This window comes from Streptomyces sp. NPDC038213 (assembly GCF_055600495.1).
The window spans coordinates 1-22,634 of the sequence record NZ_JBVJYM010000039.1 but is presented as its reverse complement, the minus strand read 5'-3'; the positions used below and the strand labels follow the sequence as shown (position 1 = coordinate 22,634).

At 69.8% G+C, this 22,634-nt stretch carries 16 protein-coding genes and 1 pseudogene; 8 read left to right on the top strand and 9 right to left on the bottom strand.

The window, feature by feature from the left end; translation table 11 throughout:
* Positions 1 to 82 precede the first annotated feature (82 nt).
* Positions 83 to 1,426 (top strand): ATP-grasp domain-containing protein, encoded by a 1,344-nt coding sequence (locus tag ACZ7JZ_RS32815; RefSeq protein WP_470945952.1) that lies wholly within the window; start codon positions 83 to 85, stop codon positions 1,424 to 1,426.
* Here the strand turns inward: ACZ7JZ_RS32815 and ACZ7JZ_RS32810 are convergent.
* The 3 genes and pseudogenes from ACZ7JZ_RS32810 to ACZ7JZ_RS32800 all read right to left on the bottom strand — a co-directional run bounded on the left by ACZ7JZ_RS32810 (position 1,405) and on the right by ACZ7JZ_RS32800 (position 3,437).
* The gene (locus ACZ7JZ_RS32810; RefSeq protein WP_470945951.1) at positions 1,405 to 1,728 is read right to left on the bottom strand and encodes a hypothetical protein; all 324 of its coding nucleotides are present in this window, start codon (positions 1,726 to 1,728) and stop codon (positions 1,405 to 1,407) included. The two genes, ACZ7JZ_RS32815 and ACZ7JZ_RS32810, sit on opposite strands and share 22 nt — an antisense overlap.
* 52 nt (positions 1,729 to 1,780) lie before the next feature.
* A pseudogene (locus tag ACZ7JZ_RS32805) lies at positions 1,781 to 2,316 on the bottom strand (transposase family protein); the annotation flags it as partial.
* 776 nt (positions 2,317 to 3,092) lie between these two features.
* On the bottom strand, positions 3,093 to 3,437 hold the full coding sequence (locus ACZ7JZ_RS32800; protein ID WP_470945948.1) for a DUF6415 family natural product biosynthesis protein: 345 nt from the start codon (positions 3,435 to 3,437) through the stop codon (positions 3,093 to 3,095).
* A gap of 101 nt (positions 3,438 to 3,538) precedes the next feature.
* Here ACZ7JZ_RS32800 and ACZ7JZ_RS32795 point away from each other — a divergent pair, with 101 nt between their 5' ends.
* The gene (locus ACZ7JZ_RS32795; protein ID WP_470945946.1) at positions 3,539 to 4,381 is read left to right on the top strand and encodes a helix-turn-helix domain-containing protein; all 843 of its coding nucleotides are present in this window, start codon (positions 3,539 to 3,541) and stop codon (positions 4,379 to 4,381) included.
* Between the two features lie 17 nt (positions 4,382 to 4,398).
* Positions 4,399 to 4,968, top strand: coding sequence for a class IV adenylate cyclase (gene cyaB / locus ACZ7JZ_RS32790; RefSeq protein WP_470945945.1), 570 nt, complete (start codon positions 4,399 to 4,401; stop codon positions 4,966 to 4,968).
* A 42-nt stretch (positions 4,969 to 5,010) separates the two neighbouring features.
* Here cyaB and ACZ7JZ_RS32785 read toward each other — a convergent pair whose 3' ends face one another.
* Genes ACZ7JZ_RS32785 through ACZ7JZ_RS32775 form a run of 3 tightly spaced genes read right to left on the bottom strand, consistent with a single transcriptional unit; the run spans position 5,011 to position 5,776 of the window.
* The gene (locus ACZ7JZ_RS32785; protein ID WP_470945943.1) at positions 5,011 to 5,238 is read right to left on the bottom strand and encodes a hypothetical protein; all 228 of its coding nucleotides are present in this window, start codon (positions 5,236 to 5,238) and stop codon (positions 5,011 to 5,013) included.
* A 23-nt stretch (positions 5,239 to 5,261) separates the two neighbouring features.
* Complete coding sequence (locus ACZ7JZ_RS32780) at positions 5,262 to 5,594, bottom strand: DUF6233 domain-containing protein (RefSeq protein ID WP_470945942.1); 333 nt, start codon at positions 5,592 to 5,594, stop codon at positions 5,262 to 5,264.
* Between the two features lie 5 nt (positions 5,595 to 5,599).
* Positions 5,600 to 5,776 (bottom strand): hypothetical protein, encoded by a 177-nt coding sequence (locus tag ACZ7JZ_RS32775; RefSeq protein ID WP_470945939.1) that lies wholly within the window; start codon positions 5,774 to 5,776, stop codon positions 5,600 to 5,602.
* Between the two features lie 198 nt (positions 5,777 to 5,974).
* Here ACZ7JZ_RS32775 and ACZ7JZ_RS32770 point away from each other — a divergent pair, with 198 nt between their 5' ends.
* The 3 genes from ACZ7JZ_RS32770 to ACZ7JZ_RS32760 all read left to right on the top strand — a co-directional run bounded on the left by ACZ7JZ_RS32770 (position 5,975) and on the right by ACZ7JZ_RS32760 (position 10,969).
* Positions 5,975 to 6,820, top strand: a complete 846-nt coding sequence (locus tag ACZ7JZ_RS32770) for an alpha/beta fold hydrolase (RefSeq protein ID WP_470945937.1) — start codon at positions 5,975 to 5,977, stop codon at positions 6,818 to 6,820.
* A gap of 853 nt (positions 6,821 to 7,673) precedes the next feature.
* Entirely contained in the window at positions 7,674 to 10,085 is a 2,412-nt protein-coding gene (locus tag ACZ7JZ_RS32765; RefSeq protein WP_470945936.1) for an AAA family ATPase, read from the top strand.
* A gap of 557 nt (positions 10,086 to 10,642) precedes the next feature.
* On the top strand, positions 10,643 to 10,969 hold the full coding sequence (locus tag ACZ7JZ_RS32760; RefSeq protein WP_470945933.1) for a hypothetical protein: 327 nt from the start codon (positions 10,643 to 10,645) through the stop codon (positions 10,967 to 10,969).
* 93 nt (positions 10,970 to 11,062) lie between these two features.
* Here ACZ7JZ_RS32760 and ACZ7JZ_RS32755 read toward each other — a convergent pair whose 3' ends face one another.
* Complete coding sequence (locus ACZ7JZ_RS32755; protein WP_470945931.1) at positions 11,063 to 12,043, bottom strand: endonuclease/exonuclease/phosphatase family protein; 981 nt, start codon at positions 12,041 to 12,043, stop codon at positions 11,063 to 11,065.
* A 494-nt stretch (positions 12,044 to 12,537) separates the two neighbouring features.
* Here ACZ7JZ_RS32755 and ACZ7JZ_RS32750 point away from each other — a divergent pair, with 494 nt between their 5' ends.
* Positions 12,538 to 18,741, top strand: coding sequence for an RHS repeat-associated core domain-containing protein (locus tag ACZ7JZ_RS32750; RefSeq protein ID WP_470945928.1), 6,204 nt, complete (start codon positions 12,538 to 12,540; stop codon positions 18,739 to 18,741).
* A 98-nt stretch (positions 18,742 to 18,839) separates the two neighbouring features.
* Positions 18,840 to 19,268: a hypothetical protein gene (locus ACZ7JZ_RS32745; protein ID WP_470945926.1), complete on the top strand. Its 429-nt coding sequence runs from the start codon at positions 18,840 to 18,842 to the stop codon at positions 19,266 to 19,268.
* Positions 19,269 to 19,490: 222 nt separating this feature from the next.
* On the opposite strand, the gene ACZ7JZ_RS32740 is transcribed toward ACZ7JZ_RS32745, so the two are convergent.
* A protein-coding gene (locus tag ACZ7JZ_RS32740) for an IS3 family transposase (RefSeq protein ID WP_470945997.1) occupies positions 19,491 to 20,701 on the bottom strand; the annotation gives its coding sequence in 2 pieces (ribosomal slippage) (positions 19,491 to 20,410 and positions 20,410 to 20,701; 1,212 coding nt in all).
* 221 nt (positions 20,702 to 20,922) lie between these two features.
* Positions 20,923 to 22,634 (bottom strand): trypsin-like serine protease (locus ACZ7JZ_RS32735; protein WP_470945923.1); only part of this gene is annotated, 1,712 nt, incomplete at its 5' end.

Here is a 22,634-nt window from a genome sequence, read left to right as displayed (position 1 = left end):
AGTCCCACGAGGCCTGCAGGGGCCTGTAAGCACCACAACGTTGACACCTCGCGCGCACCGCGCAGTCTGGAGAACCACCGCCATGCCCGAACGGCAGGACACCTCGATACTCAACCTCGGCGTCGACCGGTACGTACTGCGCGCCTGCCAGAGGCACGCGGCGGAGACCGTCGCCCTGTGCGCCCCCGAACCCTGGGACTTCGGTCCGACGGTCCCCGAGGACGGGGTCCGGATCCTCAGGGCGGACGACACGGGCAACCCCGAGTCCGTCCTCGGCACTCTGTACCGGGCGGGTCTTGGCGAGCACCGCTTCAGCGCCGTCCACTCCGGCGAGGAGTTCGGCCTCGTCACCGCAGGCCTGCTGGCACGGCAGCTCGGATGCTCCGGCATCGACCCGTTGGTCGCCCTGCACTTCCGCGACAAGGCCCTGCAGAAGACCCGGGTCCGGGAGGCGGGCCTGTCGACGGCGGCGACCATCGTCATCGACGACATCCACGACGTCAGCCACCTCGCCGACACGCCGTTCGCGCGTTCCGTGCTCAAGCCCCTGTCCTACGGCGGCACCGGCTATACGGTCACCGTCTCCGACCATGCCGGCCTGGAGGAGCTCAGCCGCGAGTTCCGGGCCGGGCAGCTGGACCGCCGTACCTTCCTGCTGGAGGAGTACATGGAGGGAGAGGAGTGGATCGCAGACGGCGTCGTGTTCGACGGAGAGGTGCTCTTCTTCGCGCTGGGCAAGTACGGAGAGCCCTGCCTCGACGCGATGCGCGGACAGCGCCCGTTGTGGGTGCGGGCGTTGGACCCTGAGGCCGAGGGGTGGGCTTACGACCTGGCTGCGCCGATGGTGCGCGGCGCCCTGGAGGCCCTGGGCATGACCTCGGGCGTCTTCCACATGGAGCTCTTCCACAACCCGGCCACGGGGACGTTGAGTTTCGGTGAGTGCGCGGCCCGCCGCGGCGGCGGCCTCACCGAGGAGCAGGTGCTCCACAAGTTCAACGTCGACCTGGCCGAGTGCGGGGTGCTGTGCGCCCTCGGCAAGCGGCCGGACCTGGACATCAAGGTGCGGCCGGGGGCGATCGGCCACACCCATCTGGTTGGCCGCCCCGGCACGATCCTCGGCTACCCGTCGGTCGGTGAGCTCGAAGAGCTGCCGGGTGTCGAGTACGCCCGCTACGAACACCCGATCGGCAGCTCGCTGCCAGAGTCGTTCCGGTTCCACGGGCAGAGCCTCGGCCTGCTGCTGGTGAGCGGGGACGACGACGCGGAACTCGCCGGAAGGGTGCAGGAGCTGCGCGGCTACGTGAACGAGCGGCTGGTGGTGGCAGCACCCCGGATGACGTTCCGCGAACACCGCCAGTGGCACGAAACCCAGTGGCCGCACCACACCGCCTTGGGCGGCGGCGTCTACGCCCCGCCGACACCGTAGCCCAGGCCCCGCGCCCGATCCGCCAGGGCCTCACGCGACCTGGCGGATCGCTCCGGCTCCGGGGCACGTTGGACAAGCATGTGATCGGGCTGGTGGGCGGCGACGTCGTGGGCGGCTCGGACGAAGGCGGCGGCGGATCGCGAGGTCTCCGGCCAGGCGAACGTGACCGCGCTGAGGCTGAGGCTGGCGACCGGCCGGTATGCGATGTCCGGGCGCTGGTGCCACTTGGTGGTGGAGAGCGACAGGAACGCCACCGCCCGGCCCAGCGCGACCCCCTCCAGGAGTTGCTCGATGCTGGCCACGAGCGGCCCCTCTGGTGGGTTGGCCGCCGCCAAGCCTGTGTGGCCATCGGCTGCGGTCGGGCAGGACGTCGATCCGCTCGCCGCTCTCGGCGTCGATGAGCACGGTCGCGTAGCGGCGCCGTCGCTTGAGGGTGAAGTCTTCGATGCCGAGCACACGCGGAACGCGCGGCTGCGGCAATGCTTGGCGCATGAGCACGCGCAGGGCGGTCGAGCGAGAGATACAGCAGGCCAGGACACGGGGGAGACGGGCACTCACCCGGTCCTTCACCACTCTGACTTGGTCGGCCAGCCGGCAGTGCGGCGCTGGTAGCGCTCCACGACGCCGGAAACCTGCTCACGAACGTCTGCCGCGAACAGCCGAGCACCGGGCATACCAGCCGCCGCAACCTCGCCGAGACGGTGACTCGTCGGCCGTCCACCGGCACGTCCGCCACCGTCCGATGGTGGAAGCCGTGCACCCGCCCTGTCGGCGTGCCGCACACGGGGACACGGCACTGGATTCTCCCGGCTCCGCGCGGTCACCCGGATCACCCCGCACTCGCCCGCCACGGCCTCGACCGCCAGCGCCGAACAAGGTCGGCGAGGCAGAACGGGCGAACTGTGTCACAGCATCTGCAGGACCACCGCCAGGACCAGAAGGCCGCCGAACACGCTCCACACCACCCAGGGCTTGCCCGCCCAGGCTGGCGGTGTCGCGGTGACGTAGTTGGTGAACACCGCCCGAGCACACACCCCAACCGCGCCCGCCCCCGACACCGCCCGCCCGTACGTTCCGCTGCCGCACCCGCATCCCCCAGCTTCGCGCCCTGACTGGTCCTGTCCAGGCTCGGCGCGGGGACGCATGCGGCTGGCCCTTCGCCGACATCGCTTTCGGATGACCGGCCCGGCGTCCGGGTGAGACCCGACGATGCCGGGCTGCCGTGCCGCATCGGCCGAGCCGGCCACCTGGCCGAGATCCCCCAGGGGCCTGCCCTGCGGTCCAGCGTGGAGGCGGGCCCGGCTGACTGCAGGTGTCCGGTCCCGGTCCCGGCATTTGCCGTTCCCCGTGCCCAGCCCCTGGTTCGCGGTGCCGGGCCCCGAGGAGGACTGGGCCAAGCCGCTCAGCAGCTACATGCCGCCGGTGAGCGACTGAAGCGACCGGCTTCCGGCGTCCCTCCGGAGCTACCAGGTGATGCGCTGTGCGGTGCCGCCGGAGCATTGGGGGCAGGGGCGTTTTCCGGTCCGGTTGCAGGTGGTGCAGTCCTCGAAGGCGAAGCCGCAGCAGTCGTCGCACCAGATGAGCCCGTGTCCCGTGCAGATGCCGCAGAAGCCGGATCGTGGACGGGCCGGGCGCTGCGGCTCTTCGGGCATGGGACGGCGGCCGCTCAGGAGCCGGTGCCGGGGACGTCGAGGCATTCGCGGGCGAGTGCGCGCAGTTCGACCTCTGCGAGGTCCGGCTCAGGGGGAAGGCCGTCGGCCAGGCCGTGCCGGATCCAGGTGTCGATGGAGGCCACGAGTGTCCGCGTGCCGTCGTCCGCGTGCGCGGCGTTCTCCGCCGCGAGGGGGAGGAGGAGGTGGAGGTGGCTGCGCACTTGGGAGTACCACTGCTCGCGCTCGGCTGTCTCCGGGGTGGTGTCGCGGGGCTGGAGGATGGCCGCGACGGTCTTCCGGATGGCCGGGACGTCGACGGGAGCGCCCGCGGAGGCGGTGGCGGCGGAGTCTGCGGTCACATCCTGAGGATCTTGGTTACGGGCCGTGCGCTGCGATACCCGGGGGGTAATCTCACGGTGGGATGGGTGAGCATCCCACCCGGGGATGGAGGGGGTTGGCGGTGGCTGGTCACGCCCTGCCCGTGCTGCCCGGTTGGGCGTGGGAGACGGCGGAGGTGCGCGGGGCGCTGTGCGCGCGGGACGTGGGTGCGCTGTTCCGGTGCGTGCAGAAGTACGGCGGGGCGAGTCAGGCGAGGATCGCGGCCGCGGTCGGGCTGACGCAGGCCCGGGTGAGTGAAGTCCTGCACGGCCGCCGGGAGGTGGCCCGCCTCGACGTCTTCGAGAGGATCGCCGAGGGCCTGGCCATGCCGGACACCGCCCGGCACCTCCTCGGCCTGGCCCCGGCCCAGGCCCGCGGCGCCGGGCCCGGCGCGATCGACCTGTCGGCGTTCCCCGAAGTCGTCCGCGTGTACGCCGAGCAGGCTGCCGCCCGCGAGGAGATCCAGCAGCACGCCCGCACGGCCGACGAGATCGACGTCCTGGCCGTACGCGGCCTGGGTCTGATCGGACTCAACGACTCACTGCTGAGGGCCCATCTGGCCAGGGCCGGGCGGCGGGTGCGCGTACGGGTGCTGCTCCTCGACCCGCAGTCGCCGGCCCTGGCCCTGCGGGCTGCGGAGATCGGGGAGTCCGCCGCGTCGCTGGCTGCGGGGGTGCGGCTGGCCGAGGCCCGCCTGACGGAGCTTTCGCCGGACTGCGACATCGAGGTGTACCGGTACGCCATGCTGCCCACGTGGCGGGTCATCCGATGCGACAACACCCTGTTCGTCGGCACCTTCGACGCGGGCTGGGAGGGGCACGAGTCCGCCACGTACAAGGTGATGGAGACCCCCGCCGGCCCCCTCTACCGCGGCTACCGGCGGATGATCGAAGCGATGGTCACGGGCGCCCAGCGCACCGTGTGAGGGAGGGGCGGGCCCAGATGATCGAGGCGGAGCTCAAAGCGCGCGTGCGCGCGCCGGAAGACGTGAAGCGGCGGTTGGAGAAGCGGGCCGCTGGCCGCGCGGAGGTCTACCGGGACACCTACTACGACACCCCGGACGGATCCCTGGCAGCACGGGACGCCGAGCTGCGCGTGCGCACCGTCCAGGGCCCCGGCGGGGTCCGTACGGTCCTGACCTACAAGGGCGCCGCCGTCGACGCCGAGTCGGGCTCGAAGCCGGAGCACGAGAGCGCCGTGGCCGACCCGGACGCCGTGCACGCACTGCTCCAGGGCCTCGGCTACCGCCCCGTGATCGACTTCTCCAAGCACTGCCGCAACTACACGTTCACCGCCGACGGCCGGCCGATCCTCGCCACCCTCGTCCGCGTCCCGGAGCTCGACGGAGTGTTCCTCGAAGTCGAGACCCAGGTCGAGGAGGACGACCTCCCCCGGGCCCTCGCGACCGTACGCGCCGTCATGGCCGACCTCGGCATCACCGACACCGACCTGACCCGCGAGCTGTACACCGACGCCGTACACGCCCGCAGGACGGCTCTGCCGCGCACCTGAGACGCGCTCCCGTGGCCCCGTCGAAGCTGGCGGGGCCGGGGCTCAGGCCGGGCCGGTGTCCGGGGACCAGGTGGACGGGCCGCCGCCGCGCCACTCGATCAGCATCGGATCGTCCAGCCGGACGGTATCCGGATCAAGGCCGGCCCGCCTCAGGAACTCCAGAAGGTCGCCGGCACCCATGGCACGGCCGAGGATTTCGCCGTCGCACCGTACGCGGCGCCCGCCCTCGGCGTCGGGCGGGTACACGACGATGCGCAGGTCGGAGCTCATCTCTCCACCCTGCCGGTGCCCGCTCAGTCCAGCACCCCGAGCAGGGTGTCGGGGCGGCAGTGGATACAGGCCGGGACCCCGTCTGTGAGCAGCCGGCGGGCCTGCTCCGGGCTGGCCGCGGCGGTGCGCTTGCCGCGGTCCCAGCAGTTGCCGGTGTGTATGCGGACGGGGAGCCGGCTGGCGCCTATGCCGTGCTCGACGAGCCAGGGGGGCGGCTCCGCGGCGGCGCGCTGCCGGACGGGGGCGGCCTCGCTGGCCTCGGCGGCGGCCAGGGCCTGCTCCGCGCGGCCCAGCTCGCCGCGGAGGTAGGTGACGAGGGTCTGGAGCCGGGGGCGGTCGGGCGGCAGTACGGACACGGTGGTCAGCAGCCGTAGGTGTCCCGGTGCCAGGCCTGGCAGGCCTCGCACAGCGGTGAGGCGTGGGAGCCGTAACGGCGGGTTTGGGCGTGGCAGCGCGTGCACGGGCCGAGCTGGCTGGCGGTCGGGGCGGGCAGGGGCGCCTGCGGGCTGGCGGCGGGGGCCGGTGCGGGGGTGGTCATGGCGGTTCTCCTCAGGTGAAAATTCAATTGGAGCATGTGTTCGAATTCTTCTCCTAGTCACCCGGTCGGTGCGTCGGGTCGGCTGCGTCTGTCGTGTGCCATCGAAGAGTGATTGTTGTCATCGAAGTTTGATCACCGTTAGGTTCGTGCCATCGAAGCCTGAGTGACTGACGGAACTTCAAGGGGCAGGGGTGGCGGATGACGGAGATCAATCTGCAGCTGGATGATGGCCGCATTCTGCATGTCTACGACACCGATGCGGATGACTCTGATGGCCGACTCGTCATTTTCTGGCACCACGGCACGCCGAACATCGGCGCACCTCCCAAGCCTCTTCTTCCGGACGCTGCTCGGCTCGGCATCCGCTGGGTGTCGTATGACCGTCCGGGATACGGCGGATCGACCCCTCACCCAGGCCGGAAGGTCGGGTCGGTGGCCACCGACGTCGCCGTCATCGCCGACGCACTGGGCATCGATCGGTTCGCGGTCATGGGCCACTCCGGCGGCGGTCCGCACGCACTGGCATGTGGTGCTCTACTGCCGGAGCGTGTCCTGGGCGTCGTCAGCGTGGCAGGACTGGCGCCGTTCGGCGCCGAAGGGCTCGACTGGTTCGCAGGCATGACGGACTCCGGTGCGGCTTCCCTGCGTGCTGCCGCCGAGGGACGCGCGGCCAAGGAGGTCTACGAGGCGGGTGCCGAGTACGACCCCGAGATGTTCACCCCGGCCGATCACGCTGCACTCTCTGGTGAATGGTCCTGGTTCGGCGAGATCGTCGGTCCCGCCGTGGAGGCGGGCCCAGGCGGGCTGATTGACGACGACCTGGCCTACGTCTCCCCCTGGGGATTCGATCCTGGGGAGGTCATCGCGCCGGTCCTCCTCCTGCACGGCTACCGGGACCGGGTAGTTCCGAGCTCACACAGCGAGTGGCTTGCGACTCGCTGCCCCAAGGCGGAACTGCGTCTGCAGCCGGCCGACGGACACATCTCCGTCCTCAGCGCAGGAGCCGTCGCCATGGACTGGCTCGTGGAGCATTCCAACCGCTGATGGTCCCGCGTGGTTCTGCGCAATGAGGCTTGCTCAGACTTCGATGGCACACGCTCAACGTCCACTGACACGGGACAGCGTCTTCGGGGAATCGGGCCCGGTGGGCCCTTGTCCCGTCTCAGTCGATCTGGACCCGGTCTCATATGATCTGGTCCGATTCGCTCCTCGTCTCAGACGGTCTGGTCCGCCGGGGCATCTTCCGGCGGGGAGGAAGCCTTCGGCCAGTGAGTACAGGGTCCACTGGGGCTCTCGCGTGGCGTTGTCATGGTGACTGGCGTGAGCGCGCTGGCATCACGCCCCTGGGGCACAGGGTGGGATTGTTTGATTGGCTTTCGTGAAGCCGCCCATTCTCGTAGCGTGTCCAACCCCGGTGAGGGTGTGGACGTGGAGGGCGGTGTGGGGTGGATCCAGTCTCGGTGGCGCTGCTGGCGGCGCTGGCAGGCGGTGCCGGTGGTGAGGCCGGACGACAGGCTTGGTCAGGGCTGAGCGCCTTGGTGCGGCGTCCGTTCCGGCGTGGTCAGGGAGATTCCCCCGATGCTCCGGCGGTCAGCTCTGGGGAGGCCGAACTGGCCAGGCTAGCGGAGGCGCCAACAGATCCGGCTCGCGCGCTGGCCCTGAGCGCCGTCTTGGCGGTCAGGGCCGCGCTGGACACAGATTTCTCTGCTGGTTTGCAGCGGTGGCACGAGCAGGCGCGGCTGGTGCGCACCGGTGACGGTGAGGTGCACAACACGATCAGTGGTGGGACCTTCTCCGGTCCGGTGCTGCAGGGCCGGGATTTTTCTGGAGTCTCCTCCACTGCCCCGCCGCCGGCTGCCCCCGGCGCCAGTGCGCCGCCAGTAGAGGGCTGATCGCCATGGCCGAGCCGGACGCGTTCGGCGAGGACGGCGTGAGCGAGTCGATATCGAACAGGATCAGCGGCGGCATCTTCTTCCGTGCGGTGATCCAAGGTCGAGACATCACGGTGCAACTGCCGGCTGAGGTCCCCCTGGCGCTGTCGGCACTGCCTGCTGGCAGTTCGGAGTTCATAGGCCGGGAGCCCGAGTTGAACGTCTTATTGGACGTCCTCGACCCTCGTTCGACGGGCCGGACGGCGCTGTCGGTGGTCACGGGCCTGCCGGGAGTAGGTAAGACGGAACTCGCCGTCCAGGCCGTGCGCGCGGCCAGGCATCGCGGCTGGTGCCCAGGGGGCGTACTCTTCGTAGATCTACACGGCTATGACGGGCCAAGGCGACTGATGCCGGGTCAAGCCCTCGACGGCATACTGCGGGCGCTCGGCGTACCGGCCGAGCACATCCCGCCACGTCCCGACGAACGCTCACGCCTATACGCCTCCATTCTGACGGCCTACGCGCAAGACGGCCAGGCTCTGGCCGTAGTACTGGACAACGCGTCGAGCGTCGAACAGGTTCGCAGCCTCCTGCCAGTCGACGGCAGGACTCGTGCAATCGTCACCTCGCGGAATAGCCTGGCCACTCTGGATGCCCGGTTGCTCGATTTGGACGTGCTGGACGAGGGGACCTCGGTAGGGCTCCTCGCGGGCATCCTGCGACGTGCCCGCGGTACCGACTACCGCACCACCGGTGACCCGCAGGCTGCTTATGCGATCGCGAGACTCTGTGGGTACCTCCCCCTGGCATTGCGGATCGTTGGAGCGTTGCTCGCCGAGGAACCCTCTCGTCCACTGGCGGAGCTGGCGCGGGACCTTGAGGACGGGCGAGCCCGGCTCGCGGAGCTGGAGGTGGAGGACCTGTCGATCCGTTCAGCCTTCGACCTGTCCTACCGGACCTTGACGGGCCCCGTCGCCGAGATGTTCCGGCTGCTGGCACTCCACCAAGGGCCTGACATCTCGACCGAGGCTGCCGCCGTACTCAGCCTCACGGACGAGCGAGAGTCGCGCCGGGTATTGGAGTCTCTGGCCCGTGCCCATCTGCTGCACCATGGCAGCACACGAGGTCGCTGGCGACTGCACGATCTAGTACGGCTCTTCTCCAGTGAGCGCCTGGCGTCTGACACCCCGGCTGACCAGCGCAAGGCGGCCGGGGAGCGGCTGGTGACGTTCTATCTCAACGGAATACGTCGAGCCGCGGGCATTTTGCGGTTGGACTCACCGGTGATGCGCGGCGAGGAGATCTACTTCGACCCTCGCTCAGATCCGGACGACACCGCGACCGAGCGGTTCCGGGAGCACTTCCGCTCGACTGTCCGGATGGCTGTCGAAGTCCTCAGCGAACAGATGCCCTACCTGCTGCCGTTCCGGGACGCCGCCGGAGCGGATCAGGAGCGCCTGCTGCGCCGTGACCCCCTCGGCGAGACCCGGCGTTCCGAGGTAGCGGAGGTCCTCACCTGGCTCGAATCCGAGCGCGCAAACCTACTGGCGACCGCCGCCCACACAACATCGTCGAACGAGGGGGTCGGTCTCACCAGCCTGCTGGCGTCGCTGGCCAGTCTGCTGCGAGATGTCGCGGAAGCCATGCGATGGAATTCGGAGATCGGGGCGATGGCCTCCGAGGCCCACTGGCAGGCGGCCGCGCTTCACCGGGGCCTCTCTGATCCGCGTGCGGAGGCGGTGCACCTCAACAACAGTGCCGTCATGGCCGAGCAGCCGGACAAGCAGAGCATCGAACGGCAGGCGAGGGCCGTCGAACTCTTCGAGGGGCTCGGGGACCACGCCGCTCATGCGACAGCCCTCGCTAACCTCGGCACCGCCCTCCACTTGCTGGGCCAGTACGAGGGAGCCGCCGCAGCGCGGAGGCTGGCCGCCGACGAGTTTCACCAGGTCAGAAGCGCGAACGGTTTGGGCGAGCAACTTGTCCGACGGGGGATCTCCCTGCGTGCGGCCGGGCGGATTGATGACGCCGTCGACGCGCTCGGCCTGGCGGCCAGGGTCTTCGACAGCAACCGCTCTCTCCAGGGCGAGGACTACGCCCTCGAAGCCCTCGTGGAGCTGCTGGACGGGGTTACCGAGCCCGCCCTTGCTGCGTCGGTGCTTGGCAAGGCTACCGATATCTTCGGTCGGGCCGGCGAGGTCTGCAAGCAGGGGTTCGCACTCATCAACCTGGGTCTGGCTCTGCGTCACCTGGGCCGCCACGACGAAGCGGCCACGGCCCTGCAACGGGCGGACAAGCTCTTCGTCCCCTTCGTCGACGAGACCTGGGCAGCGGAGCCCTCGGAACGAGTACGGCGCTACCTGGCCGACCCGACGCCGAAGACTGGCCAGGACTGGTGGGCCCAGCGCCACCGCTTCGCCCGCTGGCGCTGTCCTTGAACAACGGAACTCAACACCGTCACAGCCAGCCAGCCGGTCGCCTGACGGGCGACCACCGGACCAGATCCACTGAGACGCACATCCTTCCGGGGCCAGATCGCCTAGGACTCCCCACAACTCTGGCGTCTCAACTGATCCGGTCGCCGCAGGTCACAGCACCGTCAACAGGCCAGATCGTCTGAAACGGGACAGCCCTGCGGGGCGGGCAGGGTGGGGTGCATGGGCGGTCGGGAGTGGTGGGCGGGGCGGCGGGTGTACGGGGCGGATCGTGAGGATCCGGATCCGGGGCCGGGGCGCGAGTACGTGGAGCTGGTGGGAGGGCCGCTGGACGGGCGGCTGCTCGATGTGTCCGCGCTGGCGCCGGCGGAGCGGGCGGAGGGCGCGGCGCTGATCGCGGAGGCGGGCGTCTACGAGGGCGGCCGGTCCCTGTACGGGCCGCAGGACGGCGGCCCCGGCAGGGGTGTGGGTGTGGGAGGGCGACGTGCCGTGAGGCGCGGCCCGCGGGTCGCCTGTGGGGGTTGCGGAGGCGGGGCCGCCGGTGTGATCAGGTCCGGGAGGTGCACACCTGTCTGCAAGTCGTCCCGCGCGCCCCGGACGCGGTCGGCATCACGGTGTGGCTCCAGGTGAAGAAGCGCCGGGGCCACGACCACGCCAAGGGGCTGGCGTGGGTCCCCCAACGGGGGCGGCTCTGGCTGGAGGTCCGCAAGAACGGTGGCCCGCCACGGAAGGTGCGTACTCGGGTTGCACCGTCGTACACCGACACGGTGGGGTGGCCGCTGATCACGACGGGGCCGGTGTGGGAGTACGACGGCCCCGGGGTCCGGATCCGGGCGTGTGCGTCCGCGGCGGACGGGTCGCTGCTGACCTGCACCCGCTCCCACTGACCCCCGGCTTTCGAGCCGGCTGATGCGTCAACCTGCCGCCACTGTTGTGGCCGCAGGGTCGACGGCCTGTGAGCGTTCTTCCGGGACGGCGTCCTACTTGAGGGTGACGGTGCCCGTGAGGACGCGGTGGTCGGAGCACAGGCCTTCGTGCACGGCTGCGATGTTGACGCATGTCTTCGGTGTGGTGAGGGCGTCGGCGTCGTAGCTGCCGGGTGCTGCCAGCTGGTTCTCCCGCACGAAGATCATGTCGATCTTGGCAGACTCGTACGAGCACGGCGGGGTCTCGCCGCCGGTCGTGTTGACGGTGCGCTCCCCGTACCCGAGGCAGGCGCCGGGGTCGTTGTCGTCGAGTTCCCGGTACGCGCCGACGTTGTTCGTGTTGTTTGCTGCGACGTTCGGCGAGTACCAGCTGTTGAGTTCCGGGTGGTCGGGCTGGACGTTGAAGTCGCCCGCGACGAGGACCTGCTTGCCTTCCGCGCTCCACGTGTCGAGCTTGGACCGGACTTCGTCCAGCTGGGTCTGCTTGTAGTCCGGGACCGTGGTGAGGTGCACTGTGCAGAACCGCACGCGGGAGGTCTGGTCGGCCAGCGGCGCGCACAGCATGTTGCGGCGTTCGCGCGTGTCGTCGTGGGTCAGTGCGATGCGGTCCGCGGTCCCCAGGGGGCGCTTGCTGAAGATCGCGTTCCCGTACGCCTCCCCGGCCGACTCGGGGTCCCCGCCCTTGCACACCCCGGTGCCGGCCGCCCGGCTCGGCTCGAACCGGGCGAAGTTCGTCTCCACCTGCGGCCAGTTCCTGTCCGCGAGCTCCTTCACCAGCCGGTCCCACTGCTGCTTGCAGATCTCGTTGACGGCCACGAAATCCGCACCGCGGGCCACGATCGACCCCGCGGCCTGCGACAGCACGTTCGTGTCGGTCCGCCCTCCGTGCATCGTGTTGCCCGCGATGTTCCAGTGCCAGACGTTGTACGTCTGCGTGGTCGCGGCCTGAGCCGTCGCCGAGGGCAGGAGGGCGGGGAGACCGAGCAGTGCCACGGTGCCCGCCGTCGCTCCTGCCAGCAGCCGGGAGATCTTCATGTGTTCGCCTTAGATCATGCGACCCGGACGCCGCCTCCTTGCGCACCGGATGCGGCAGGAGGAAGACGTCAGCCCGGGGCGCCGGGTGAGTGCCTTGCGAAGTGGAGACCCGCCGCGCGCCTGCAGGGTTGTACGCCCGAGAGGAAATTTCTGAGAGGAGGAGCGCCTGGTCGAACATGCCCGCAGCCCCGCGCCGCGTCTGCCGCGACACACCCGGGATTGTGACAGGGATCATGGAACCGATCGGAACCCGCAACTCCGCATTGCGATCTTGGTCATCGTTTGAGGCTTTTGGTCTCCGTTACGTTCACCTTTGCGCCCCACCATGGGGCCCGAACTGACGCAGTACGCACACGAAACGGGGACACATGCAGTTCCACATACCCGCTCCAGAAGAGCGCGGACGGCCTTGGAACGGGAGGAGCCTGGCCTACATCGCCGGCGGGCTCGTCCTAGCCCTCGGCGTCTCGCTGATGGACGGAGCGAGTGCTGCCATGGCAGCAGAGAACAAAGCCCTGGCTGCCGCAGCCGCTGCGGCGAAGGCAGAGAAGCCCAGCGTCACGACGGCGGCGGACATCCCGTCCGCCCGCGTCGCGGCACGCCTGTCGGGCAAGCGGGTCGAGGCACTCTCCGAGCGCACCGAGACGTCCACCACGTGGGTGAACAAAGACGGTTCGCTCACCTCCGAGATCGCGGGCGGTCCGATCCGCTTCCGCGACGCGGAGACCGGCCAGTGGCGCGACGTCGATGTCGCCTTGGCCGCCAGGCCCGACGGCTCCGTGGAGTCCAAGGCCCACCCGCGCGGTCTGCGGCTCGCGGGCAGGTCCGGCGCGAAGGCCGCCTCCCTGAAGGCTGCCCAGGCCTCCCCGGCCACCGACCTGGTGACCCTGGGCGAGGGCGACGAGCAGATCACGCTCCAGTGGCGCGGCGGCCTGCCGAAGCCGGTCCTCGACGGAACCCGCGCGACGTACGTGAACGCCGTTCCCGGCGCCGATGTCGTGGTTGAGGCGACCCGTACGGGCTTCGAGCAGTTCGTCGAGGTCAAGTCGCGCCCCGCGGCCGGGTTCTCCTACACGCTGCCGCTGAAGACCAAGGGCCTGAAGGTCACCCCGCAGGCCGACGGCAGCGTCCTGTTCACGGACAGGAAGTCGAAGAAGACCGCCACGATGCCGGCGCCCGTGATGTGGGACGCCACCGTGGACAAGTCCTCGGGTGAGCACACCAACCGTTCGCGCGTCGCCATGAAGGTCGTCAAGACCAAGGGCGGCGTCGACCTGGTCGTCACCCCGGACGCGGAGTTCCTCGCGGACCCGGCCACGAAGTACCCGGTGACGGTCGACCCCTCGACCTCCAGCCTCAGCAGCATCTTCGACACCTACGTCCAGCAGGGCGAGACCGTCGACTGGTCCGCGGACACCGAGCTCGACCTCGGCAACCCGGGCACCAAGAACGGCGACGGCACCTGGCGCACCGCCCGGTCCTTCATCACCTGGAACACCGCGCCGGTCGCGGACGCGCTGATCTCCAGCGCGACGCTGTCGCTGTGGAACTTCCACTCCGGCAACGCCCCGGAGTGCACCGCCCAGTCGTGGGAGGTGTGGACGGCCAACAACGCCTCCACCGCATCCCGCTGGACGAACCAGCCCTCGATGGTGACCAAGATGGCCACATCCACCCAGACCAGGGGCAACACGTCCTGCACCTCGGCGCCCGACGGCTGGATCACCGCGGACGTCAAGGACCTCGTCCAGCACTGGTCGAACAACAAGTGGGGCCACTCGGGCATGGGCCTGCGGGCCACCGACGAGCTGAACACCAAGCAGTGGAAGCGGGTCAACTCCGCCAACGCCGCCTCGAACCCGCCCAAGCTGACGGTCACCTACAACTACCGCCCGCGCACGGGTACGAAGCAGGAGGCGGGCGCCCCCTTCTTCTCCTACGGCGGCGCCTACGTCGTCAACACCCTCACCCCCACCCTGCGCGACACGTTCGTCGACGTGAACGGCGACAAGGTCCAGGGCGCGTTCCAGATCTTCGACAACGCGACCAACGCGCAGGTCGGCGACGTCCTGCGCTCCGCGTTCGTCCCCTCCGGGCAGCCGGCCTCCGTCAAGGTCCCCGCCGGGGTGCTGGCGAACGGCAAGACGTACCGCTTCCGCACCTCGCCGTACGACGGCACGCACTACAACCTGGGCTGGTCCGCGGAGAAGACCTTCACGGTCGACACCACCGCCCCCTCCGCCCCCACCGGCATCACGTCCACGGACTACCCGACGAACGCGTGGGTCAAGGGCGCGGGCCAGGCCGGCACGTTCAACGTGACCCCGCCCGCCGCCGACCACAACTGGCTCGAGTGGTCCCTCGACGGTGTGACCTGGACCAAGGTCACCACCGGCGGCACCGCCGGCGCGAAGGCCATCTCCGTCACCCCGCCGAAGGACGGCACCCACACCCTCCAGGTCCGCACGGTCGACAAGGCGGACAACAAGTCCGAGGCGATCGACTACACCTTCCACGCGGGCCCGGGCGGCTTCGTCCAGCCCGCCGCCGGCGAGCGCACCGCGCGCCGCCTGGCCCTGGTCGCCGAGGCGGACGGGGGCAAGTACAACAGCGTCTCCTTCTCCTGGCGCCGCTCCGAGGCCGACCCGTGGGTGCAGATCCCCGCCGGCCACGTCACCTCCGGCGGCACCCCGCTGGCGTCCTGGCCCGTTGCGATGACCGGCGGTCAGAACACCCCCCTCGTCTGGAACGCCACCGACACCGTCGACCCCGACGGAACGGTCCAGATCAAGGCCGACTTCACCGGCCCCAACCTCGCCACCGGCGCCACCCAGCCGCTGACGGTCATCGTCGACCGCAATGCCGAAGGCGCTGCCACCGACGAGGTCGGACCGGGCTCGGTCAACCTGCTCACCGGTGACTACACCCTCTCCGACACCGACGCGTCCGCCTTCGACATGACGGTCACGCGCACCGCCTCCTCACGCACCCCCGACAAGGGCGCCAAGCAGGAGGGCCAGGCCGCCATCTTCGGCAAGGAGTGGGTGGCAGGCACCGAGTCGGAGCTCACCGACTCCGAGTACAGCCACGTCCGCAAGATCTCCGACACGGCCGTCGCCGTCGTCGGCGTCGAGGGCGACTCGCTGCACTTCACCGCCAACGCCGCCAAGACCGGCTGGATCGCCGAGCCCGGCGCCGAGGACCTGACCCTCACCGGCAGCGTCACCGGCTCCTTCACCCTGTCCGACACCGAGGGCGCGGTCACCCAGTTCACCAAGGTCGACCCCGCCGCCGAGACCTGGCAGGTGTCCAGCACCCTGCTGGGCGGGCTTACGCAGGCCTCGACCACGGTGGTCTCCGAGGCTGTGACCGTGGACGGCAAGAAGCTGGCGCGTCCGAAGCGGGTCATCGCCCCCACCTCGGCCGTCTCGGCCGCCACCTGCACGGCCACGCCGAGCGCCAAGGGCTGCCGCGCCGTCGAGTTCGTCTACGCGGCGTCCACCACGGCTACGGGAAGCGCCTTCGGCGACTTCCTGAACCAGGTCAAGGAAATCCGGCTGTGGTCCACCGAGCCCGGTGCCGCCGCCGCGACCTCCAAGGCCGTGCAGACCTACGCGTACGACAGCTCCGGCCGCCTGCGACAGGCCTGGAACCCGCTCGTCAGCCCCGCGCTGAAGACCGAGTACGCCTACGACGCGGCAGGACGCGTCACCGGCCAGACCGAGCCGGGCGAGCTGCCCTGGACCTTCACCTACGGCCAGGCCGGCAGCGCCGCCACCGCCGGCCCCGGCATGCTCCTCAAGGCCTCCCGCTCCGGGCTCCAGCAGGGCACCGCTGACGTGGAGTCCGGCACAGCCGCCACCAGCGTGGTCTACGGCGTGCCGCTCACCGGCACCACCGCCCCGCACCCGATGGGCCCGGCGGACGTGAAGGCCTGGGGCCAGACCGACGCCCCCACCGACGCCACCGCCGTCTACCCGGCGGACGCCGTCCCGTCGTCCCACGACGGCAGCGCCCTCGCGGCCGGCGCCTACACGCGCGCCAGCATCACCTACATGGGCGTGTCCGGCCGCGAAGTCAACTCGGCCGCCCCGGGCGGGCACATCACCACCGTCGAGCACGACCGCTTCGGCAACACCGTCCGCGAGCTGTCCGCGGCCAACCGCGCCGTCGCCCTCGGAACCTCCGCCGCCGACCGCGCCGTCCAGGCCGACCTCGGCATCGCGCAGCTCTCCTCGGCCGACCGCGCCGAACTGCTGTCCACCCGCTCCGTCTACGACGAGCAGGGCGTGCGGGAGCTGGAGGAGCTCGGCTCCCTGCGCCGCGTGGACCTGACCGCCGACCTCAAGTCCGGCACCACCGTCCTGGTACCCGCCGGCACCTCGGTCACCGCCCGCTCCTGGACGGTCAACGAGTACGACGCGGGCCGCCCCACGGACGGCACCGCCAAGATCAAGGACCAGGTCACCAAGACCACCGTCGGTGCCCAGGTCCGCGAGCACCCCTCGGTCCTCGGTGACGCACGCGTCTCCCAGACCCAGTACGACTGGGCCAAGGGCCTGCCCGTCAAGTCCATCCAGGATCCGGGCGGCCTCGCGCTGACCACCACCACGGAGTACGACGCCCAGGGCCGGGTCACCAAGGAGATCCCGCCCGGCTCCACCGGCACCGACGCCGGCACCCGCGTGACCACCTACTGGTCCGGCACCGGCACCGGAGCCTGCCAGGGACGCCCCGAATGGGCGGACGCGGTGTGCACCACCGGCCCGGCGGGCGCCATCACGGGCGGCGGCTCCAACCCCACCACCCTGCCCACCGCCACCAGCGAGTACGACTGGTGGGGCCACCAGGCCAAGGTCATCGAAACCTCCGGCGCCACCACCCGCACCACCACGCTGACCTTCGACGCCGCCGGCCGCCAGACCAAGTCCGCCGTCACCGGCGGCCTCGGCCAGGCCATCCCGGAGACGACCACGGAGTACAGCCCGACCAACGGCGACGTCGTCAAGACGACCTCGACGGCCGGCGGCACCATCACCAAGGCGTACGACAAGCTCGGCCGCCAGACCTCGTACACGGACGCCGACGGCGGAGTCACCACCACCGAGTACGACCTCCTCGACCGGCCCGTCAAGGTCTCCGACAACGTGCCCTCGACGGTCACCTACACCTACGACCACACCGCCGAACCGCGCGGCCTCGCCACCAAGACCACCGACTCCGTCGCCGGTGCCTTCGAAGTCGTCTACGACGCGGACGGTACGGTCACCTCCGAGAAGCTGCCCGGCGGCTACACCCTCACCCAGCGCGAGGACACCGCCGGCGCCGCCGTCGAGCGCAAGTACACCCGCGACAGTGACGGCACGCTCGTCTACTCGGACACGGTCGACCAGTCCATCCACGGACAGAAGACCGCGCACGCCGGATGGTCCAGCCAGGCCTACCAGTACGACAAGACCGGTCGCATGCTGACGGTGGAGGACTCCGCCGACACCATCTGCACCCGCCGCACGTACGGCTTCGACACGCGCACCAACCGCACCTCCCTGACCACCGCGGCCGGCACCCCCGGCGCCGACTGCCCCACCACCGGAGGCACCACCACCACCCACACCTACGACAGCGCCAGCCGCCTGGTCGACGCCGGCTACGTCTACGACGCCTTCGGCCGCACCACCACGGCACCGGGCAACGGCACGCTCGGCTACTACACCAACGACCTCGTCCACCAGCAGACCTCGGGCTCCAACCGCCAGACCTGGCAGCTGGACTCCGCCCTGCGCTTCCGCTCCTTCAAGACCGAGACCGGCGGCGGCTCCACCTGGACCCAGACCGCCTCCAAGGTCAACCACTACGACGGAGACGGCGACAACCCCCGCTGGATCACCGAGGACACCGCCACCGGGACCCTGACCCGCAACGTCGACTCCGCCTCCGGCGACCTGGGCGCCACCACCGGCAAGACCGGTGAAGTCGTCCTGCAGTTCACCAACCTGCACAACGACGTGGCCCTGCAGCTGCCGCTCGACCTCTCCCAGGCGCCCGTCGCCCTCGAGGCGGACGAGTACGGCAAGCCCCGCGCCGGTCAGCCCGAGGCCCGCTACGGCTGGCTCGGCGGCAAGCAGCGCTCCGCGGAGACGCTGACCGGACTCACCCTGATGGGCGTCCGCCTCTACAACCCGTCCGCCGGGCGCTTCCTGTCCGCGGACCCCGTCTACGGCGGCAACGCCAACGCCTACGACTACTGCTACGGCCAGCCCACCAACTGCTACGACCTCGACGGCAAATGGGCCTGGCTCGCCGTCGGCGCCGCAGCCTGGGCCTGCTCCCGCTGGTGCCCCGGAAAGAACACCCGACGCGTCGCCGGAGTGGTCTCGATGGTCGCCGGCGGAGGCTTCCTCCGCAGCATGGCGATCAAGGGAGGCTCCCGCCTCCTGGCGAAGAAGGCCCTGCCCAAGAACAGCGTCCACACCAAGCGCGGCTACCGCGTCGACGTCCGCGGCAAGAAGCCCCACTTCAACAAGCAGGGCGCCCGTCCCAAGGGCAAGGGCCTCGGAGCCCGCTGGCGCCGCCTGCGGTACAACAAGAGGAGCATGGGCTTCCCCCACGTGCAGTACTACAACGGCGGCCGGCGCTACGGAAAGTGGGCCTACCGGCCCGGCCTGCGCCACCTCTGGCACGCCTGGCGCTCGCTGTAGCGGCGCCGGAAAGCCAGTGATGTAACACTCGGGGGTGCGGTACGGGTCCAGCGACCCCTACCGCACCCCCGACCCACAACAAAGACGAAAGGCTGGCCATGTGGGAAGGCTGTACCCCGGTCCTGGGGGCGGAGACCAAACCGTCCCTCCACGAAATCACCGGCTGGGACATCCCCGGCGTGGGGGAGATCGACGTCGAATCCCAGGGCTACCGGATCTCGGTGCTGCCCTCTGACAGACACCTGAACGTCGAGCTGACGTTCTCGGAAATGTACGCCGAGTCGCAAACCGCGCCCTACCGCAAGCTCGGGCCCGGACGTCTCGTCCTGGAGCACGTGCAGTCCCTGGACGTAGAGACCCCCGGTTCTCCGGGCGGCCCCCTGTGGAAGCGCGCCCTGCAGGGCGACTCCCGCGACGAACCCCTGCGCATGTCGTGGAACCAGGACCAGGACGTCCTACACATCAGGGAAGCCGGGACGGCCCTGCACTGCCGTGGAGGCAGCTGGCGCTGGCAGCTCGGAACCTGACCTGAGAGGCGGCTGCACCGAACCGCGGCCCGTCTCCGTCGATGCGTCGTCGCATACCGAAGCGATCTGCAGCGTCTTGAAACGCCGGAGGGGCCGAGCGCGCGCGGCGGCCACGGAACGGCCGCCGCCCCCGCTCCAGCGCATCCTTCACCCGGCGCTGTTCCGAGGGCCGAGACATCCGTGGTTCCCCAGAGGGGCCTTGACCCCTGATGTTGAACACGTCTATGCGGCTTGGGTCAGGGTAGTTGGTGCTGGTCGGAGGGCGTTCTCATAGGCAATCGGGGATCGCTGGCCGAGGCGGGAGTGCCGGCGGCGGATGTTGTACCGGGTCAGCCAGCGGAGGGCGTCGAGTCTGGCCTCGCGCTCGCTCGGCCAGGGTTTGCGGCCTTTGAGTGTCTCCCTCTTGAAGGCGGCGTTGAAGCTTTCCGCAGCCGCGTTGTCCGCACTGGAGCCGACCGCACCCGTGCTCTGCCGGACCCCTGCTGACCTGCAGAGTTCTGCGAAAGCCCTGCTCGAATATTGAGATCCGTGGTCCGTGTGCATGATCGCTCCGGCCAGGCTCCCGCGGGTCCGCCCAGCAGCCGTCAGGGCATCGATGACGAGCTGGGTTCGCATGTGATCGGCGATCGCCCACCCGGCGAGCCGGCGTGAGGCGAGGTCGATTACGGTCGCCAGACAGAGCGGCTTCGAGCCGCTGACCGGCAGATATGTGATGTCGCCGACGTACTTCGTGTTCACCGCGGCCGCGGTGAAGTCACGTCCGATCAGATCCGGGGCCTTCGCCGCGGTCTGGTCCGCGACGGTGGTGCGGTGCCGGCGGCGCAACCGGACTCCCTCGAGCCCGATGGTCCCCATGATCCTCGCGACGCGCTTGTGATTGACCACCCGGCCGCCCTCCTCGCGGAGTTCCGCGGTGATCCTGGGGGCGCCGTAGGTGCCGTCGGAGTCCTGGTGGATCTTGCGTATCCGGGCCGCGAGCCCGGCCTCGACGGCGTGCCGGGCCGCTCTCGCGGCCGCGGTGCGGCGCCAGTAGTAGAAGCTCGAGCGGGCCAGGCCGAGGATGGTGCAGAGCCGCTTCACGCCGTGACGGCGCTGATGATCGTCAACGAACTGGTAGCGGGTCACCAGCGCGTCTCCGTCGCGAAATACCGGGCCGCCTTGCGGAGAATGTCCCGTTCTTCCTCGAGCTCGCGGATCCTCTTGCGTGCGGCATCCAGCTCCGCCTGAACAACGTCGCCGACGGCCTGCGAAGCGGCCGTCGGCGACGAGTGGGCGCCAGGACGGCGGCCGTCGGCGGCCCGGATCCAGTTCCGCAGCGTCTCGGTGTTCACCCCGAGATCGGCGGCGACGGACTTGATCGTCGCTCCCGGCCTCGACCGGTACAACGCGACCGCGTCCGCCTTGAACTCGGCGGGGTAATGCTTCATCCCCACAGGGACTCCGTTCTCCTGGACCATCAAGATCCAAGTGTCTCCGGTGTCCAAAATCCGGGGTCAAGGCCCCCCAGTACCCTGCCCCGCTGTTCCCGCGCCTCAGGGTGGCCACGCGACCGCGGGCTCGCGGTGCTCCCACACGGGTTGATTCGTTACGGCTCCGCCCTCCGGTGCCAGGAAGGGCGCCGGAGGGCGGAGGACCGGGTCGGCCGAAGGCAGGGTTAGGGGAGCTGGATGGCGTTCCAGTCCCAGTTGTTGGCGGGGACCTTGTAGCTGGCGGTGAAGGGCTGGATGAGGCCTGCGGTGTTGGCGAGGCCGGTGTACATGGTGATGCTGCTGTCCGCGTTGCGGTACATCATGCCCATGTCGGTGCGGTGGTCGCCGTTGAAGTCACCGGTGATGAGCTTCATGGCGTTGCGGTCCCAGCTGTTGGCGGGGACGGTGTAGCCGGCGTTGAACTCGTTGAAGCCGCCGTCGGCCTTGGCCAGTGAGGTGGAGAAGGCGATGGAGGTGTTGGCGTGGTGGTAGGCCATGAGGGCGTCGGTGCGGCCGTCACCGTTGACGTCGCCGGAGTGGAGCTGGATGGCGTTCCAGTCCCAGTTGTTGGCGGGGACCTTGTAGCTGGCGGTGAAGGGCTGGATGAGGCCTGCGGTGTTGGCGAGGCCGGTGTACATGGTGATGCTGCTGTCCGCGTTGCGGTACATCATGCCCATGTCGGTGCGGTGGTCGCCGTTGAAGTCGCCGGTGATGAGCTTCATGGCGTTGCGGTCCCAGCTGTTGGCGGGGACGGTGTAGCCGGCGTTGAACTCGTTGAAGCCGCCGTCGGCCTTGGCCAGTGAGGTGGAGAAGGCGATGGAGGTGTTGGCGTGGTGGTAGGCCATGAGGGCGTCGGTGCGGCCGTCGCCGTTGACGTCGCCGGAGTGGAGCTGGATGGCGTTCCAGTCCCAGTTGTTGGCGGGGACCTTGTAGCTGGCGGTGAAGGGCTGGATGAGGCCTGTGGTGTTGGCGAGGCCGGTGTACATGGTGATGCTGCTGTCCGCGTTGCGGTACATCATGCCCATGTCGGTGCGGTGGTCGCCGTTGAAGTCGCCGGTGATGAGCTTCATGGCGTTGCGGTCCCAGCTGTTGGCGGGGACGGTGTAGCCGGCGTTGAACTCGTTGAAGCCGCCGTCGGCCTTGGCCAGTGAGGTGGAGAAGGCGATGGAGGTGTTGGCGTGGTGGTAGGCCATGAGGGCGTCGGTGCGGCCGTCACCGTTGACGTCGCCCTTGACCGACGAGTAGCGGATCGTCTCCTCAATCCACTTGGCGAGATCGTCGACACGGGTGTCGTAGGCGCCGGTCTTGGTCTCGGCGGCGTCGAGGCAGCTGCCCTGCCAGGAGCGGCTGCCGATGCCGACGACGGCCGGCTTGCCGTTCTCGGTACGCACGGCGGGCGCGCCGGCATCGCCCTTGCAGACGGTCGCGTCCGCCGGTGTCTTCGCAGCGATATCGAAGCCCGTGGCCGCGACATTGCCGACGGTGAAGGCGGCGGTGTGGACCTTGCTGGGGGCCCAGTCGGTCTGGGTGCGGCCGAAGCCGGCGACGGTCAGCACCTGGCCGGCGGCCGGGGCGGTGGCGGACACAGCGGCGGTGGCGATGCCGAAAGCGGGCTTGTCCAGGCGGGCCAGGACCAGGTCCCGGTCGTTTCGCGGTACGAGCTCGACGATGTCGGTGGTGTGGCCGCCCGAGGTCGCCAGGTCGGTCCGGCCGACGGTGACGGTGGTCTTCTCCTTCGGAGCCCCTGCCGTGACGGTGATGCTCTGGGCGGGGTTGTCCGCGAAGCAGCTCTTGGCCGCGAGTGGGCTTGATCCGCTTTGACGGACATCGGAGATCAGGGGCTTGGGCCCCGGAAGGATGATGTCCATCATGGAGAGCATGGGGAAGAAGAAGCCGC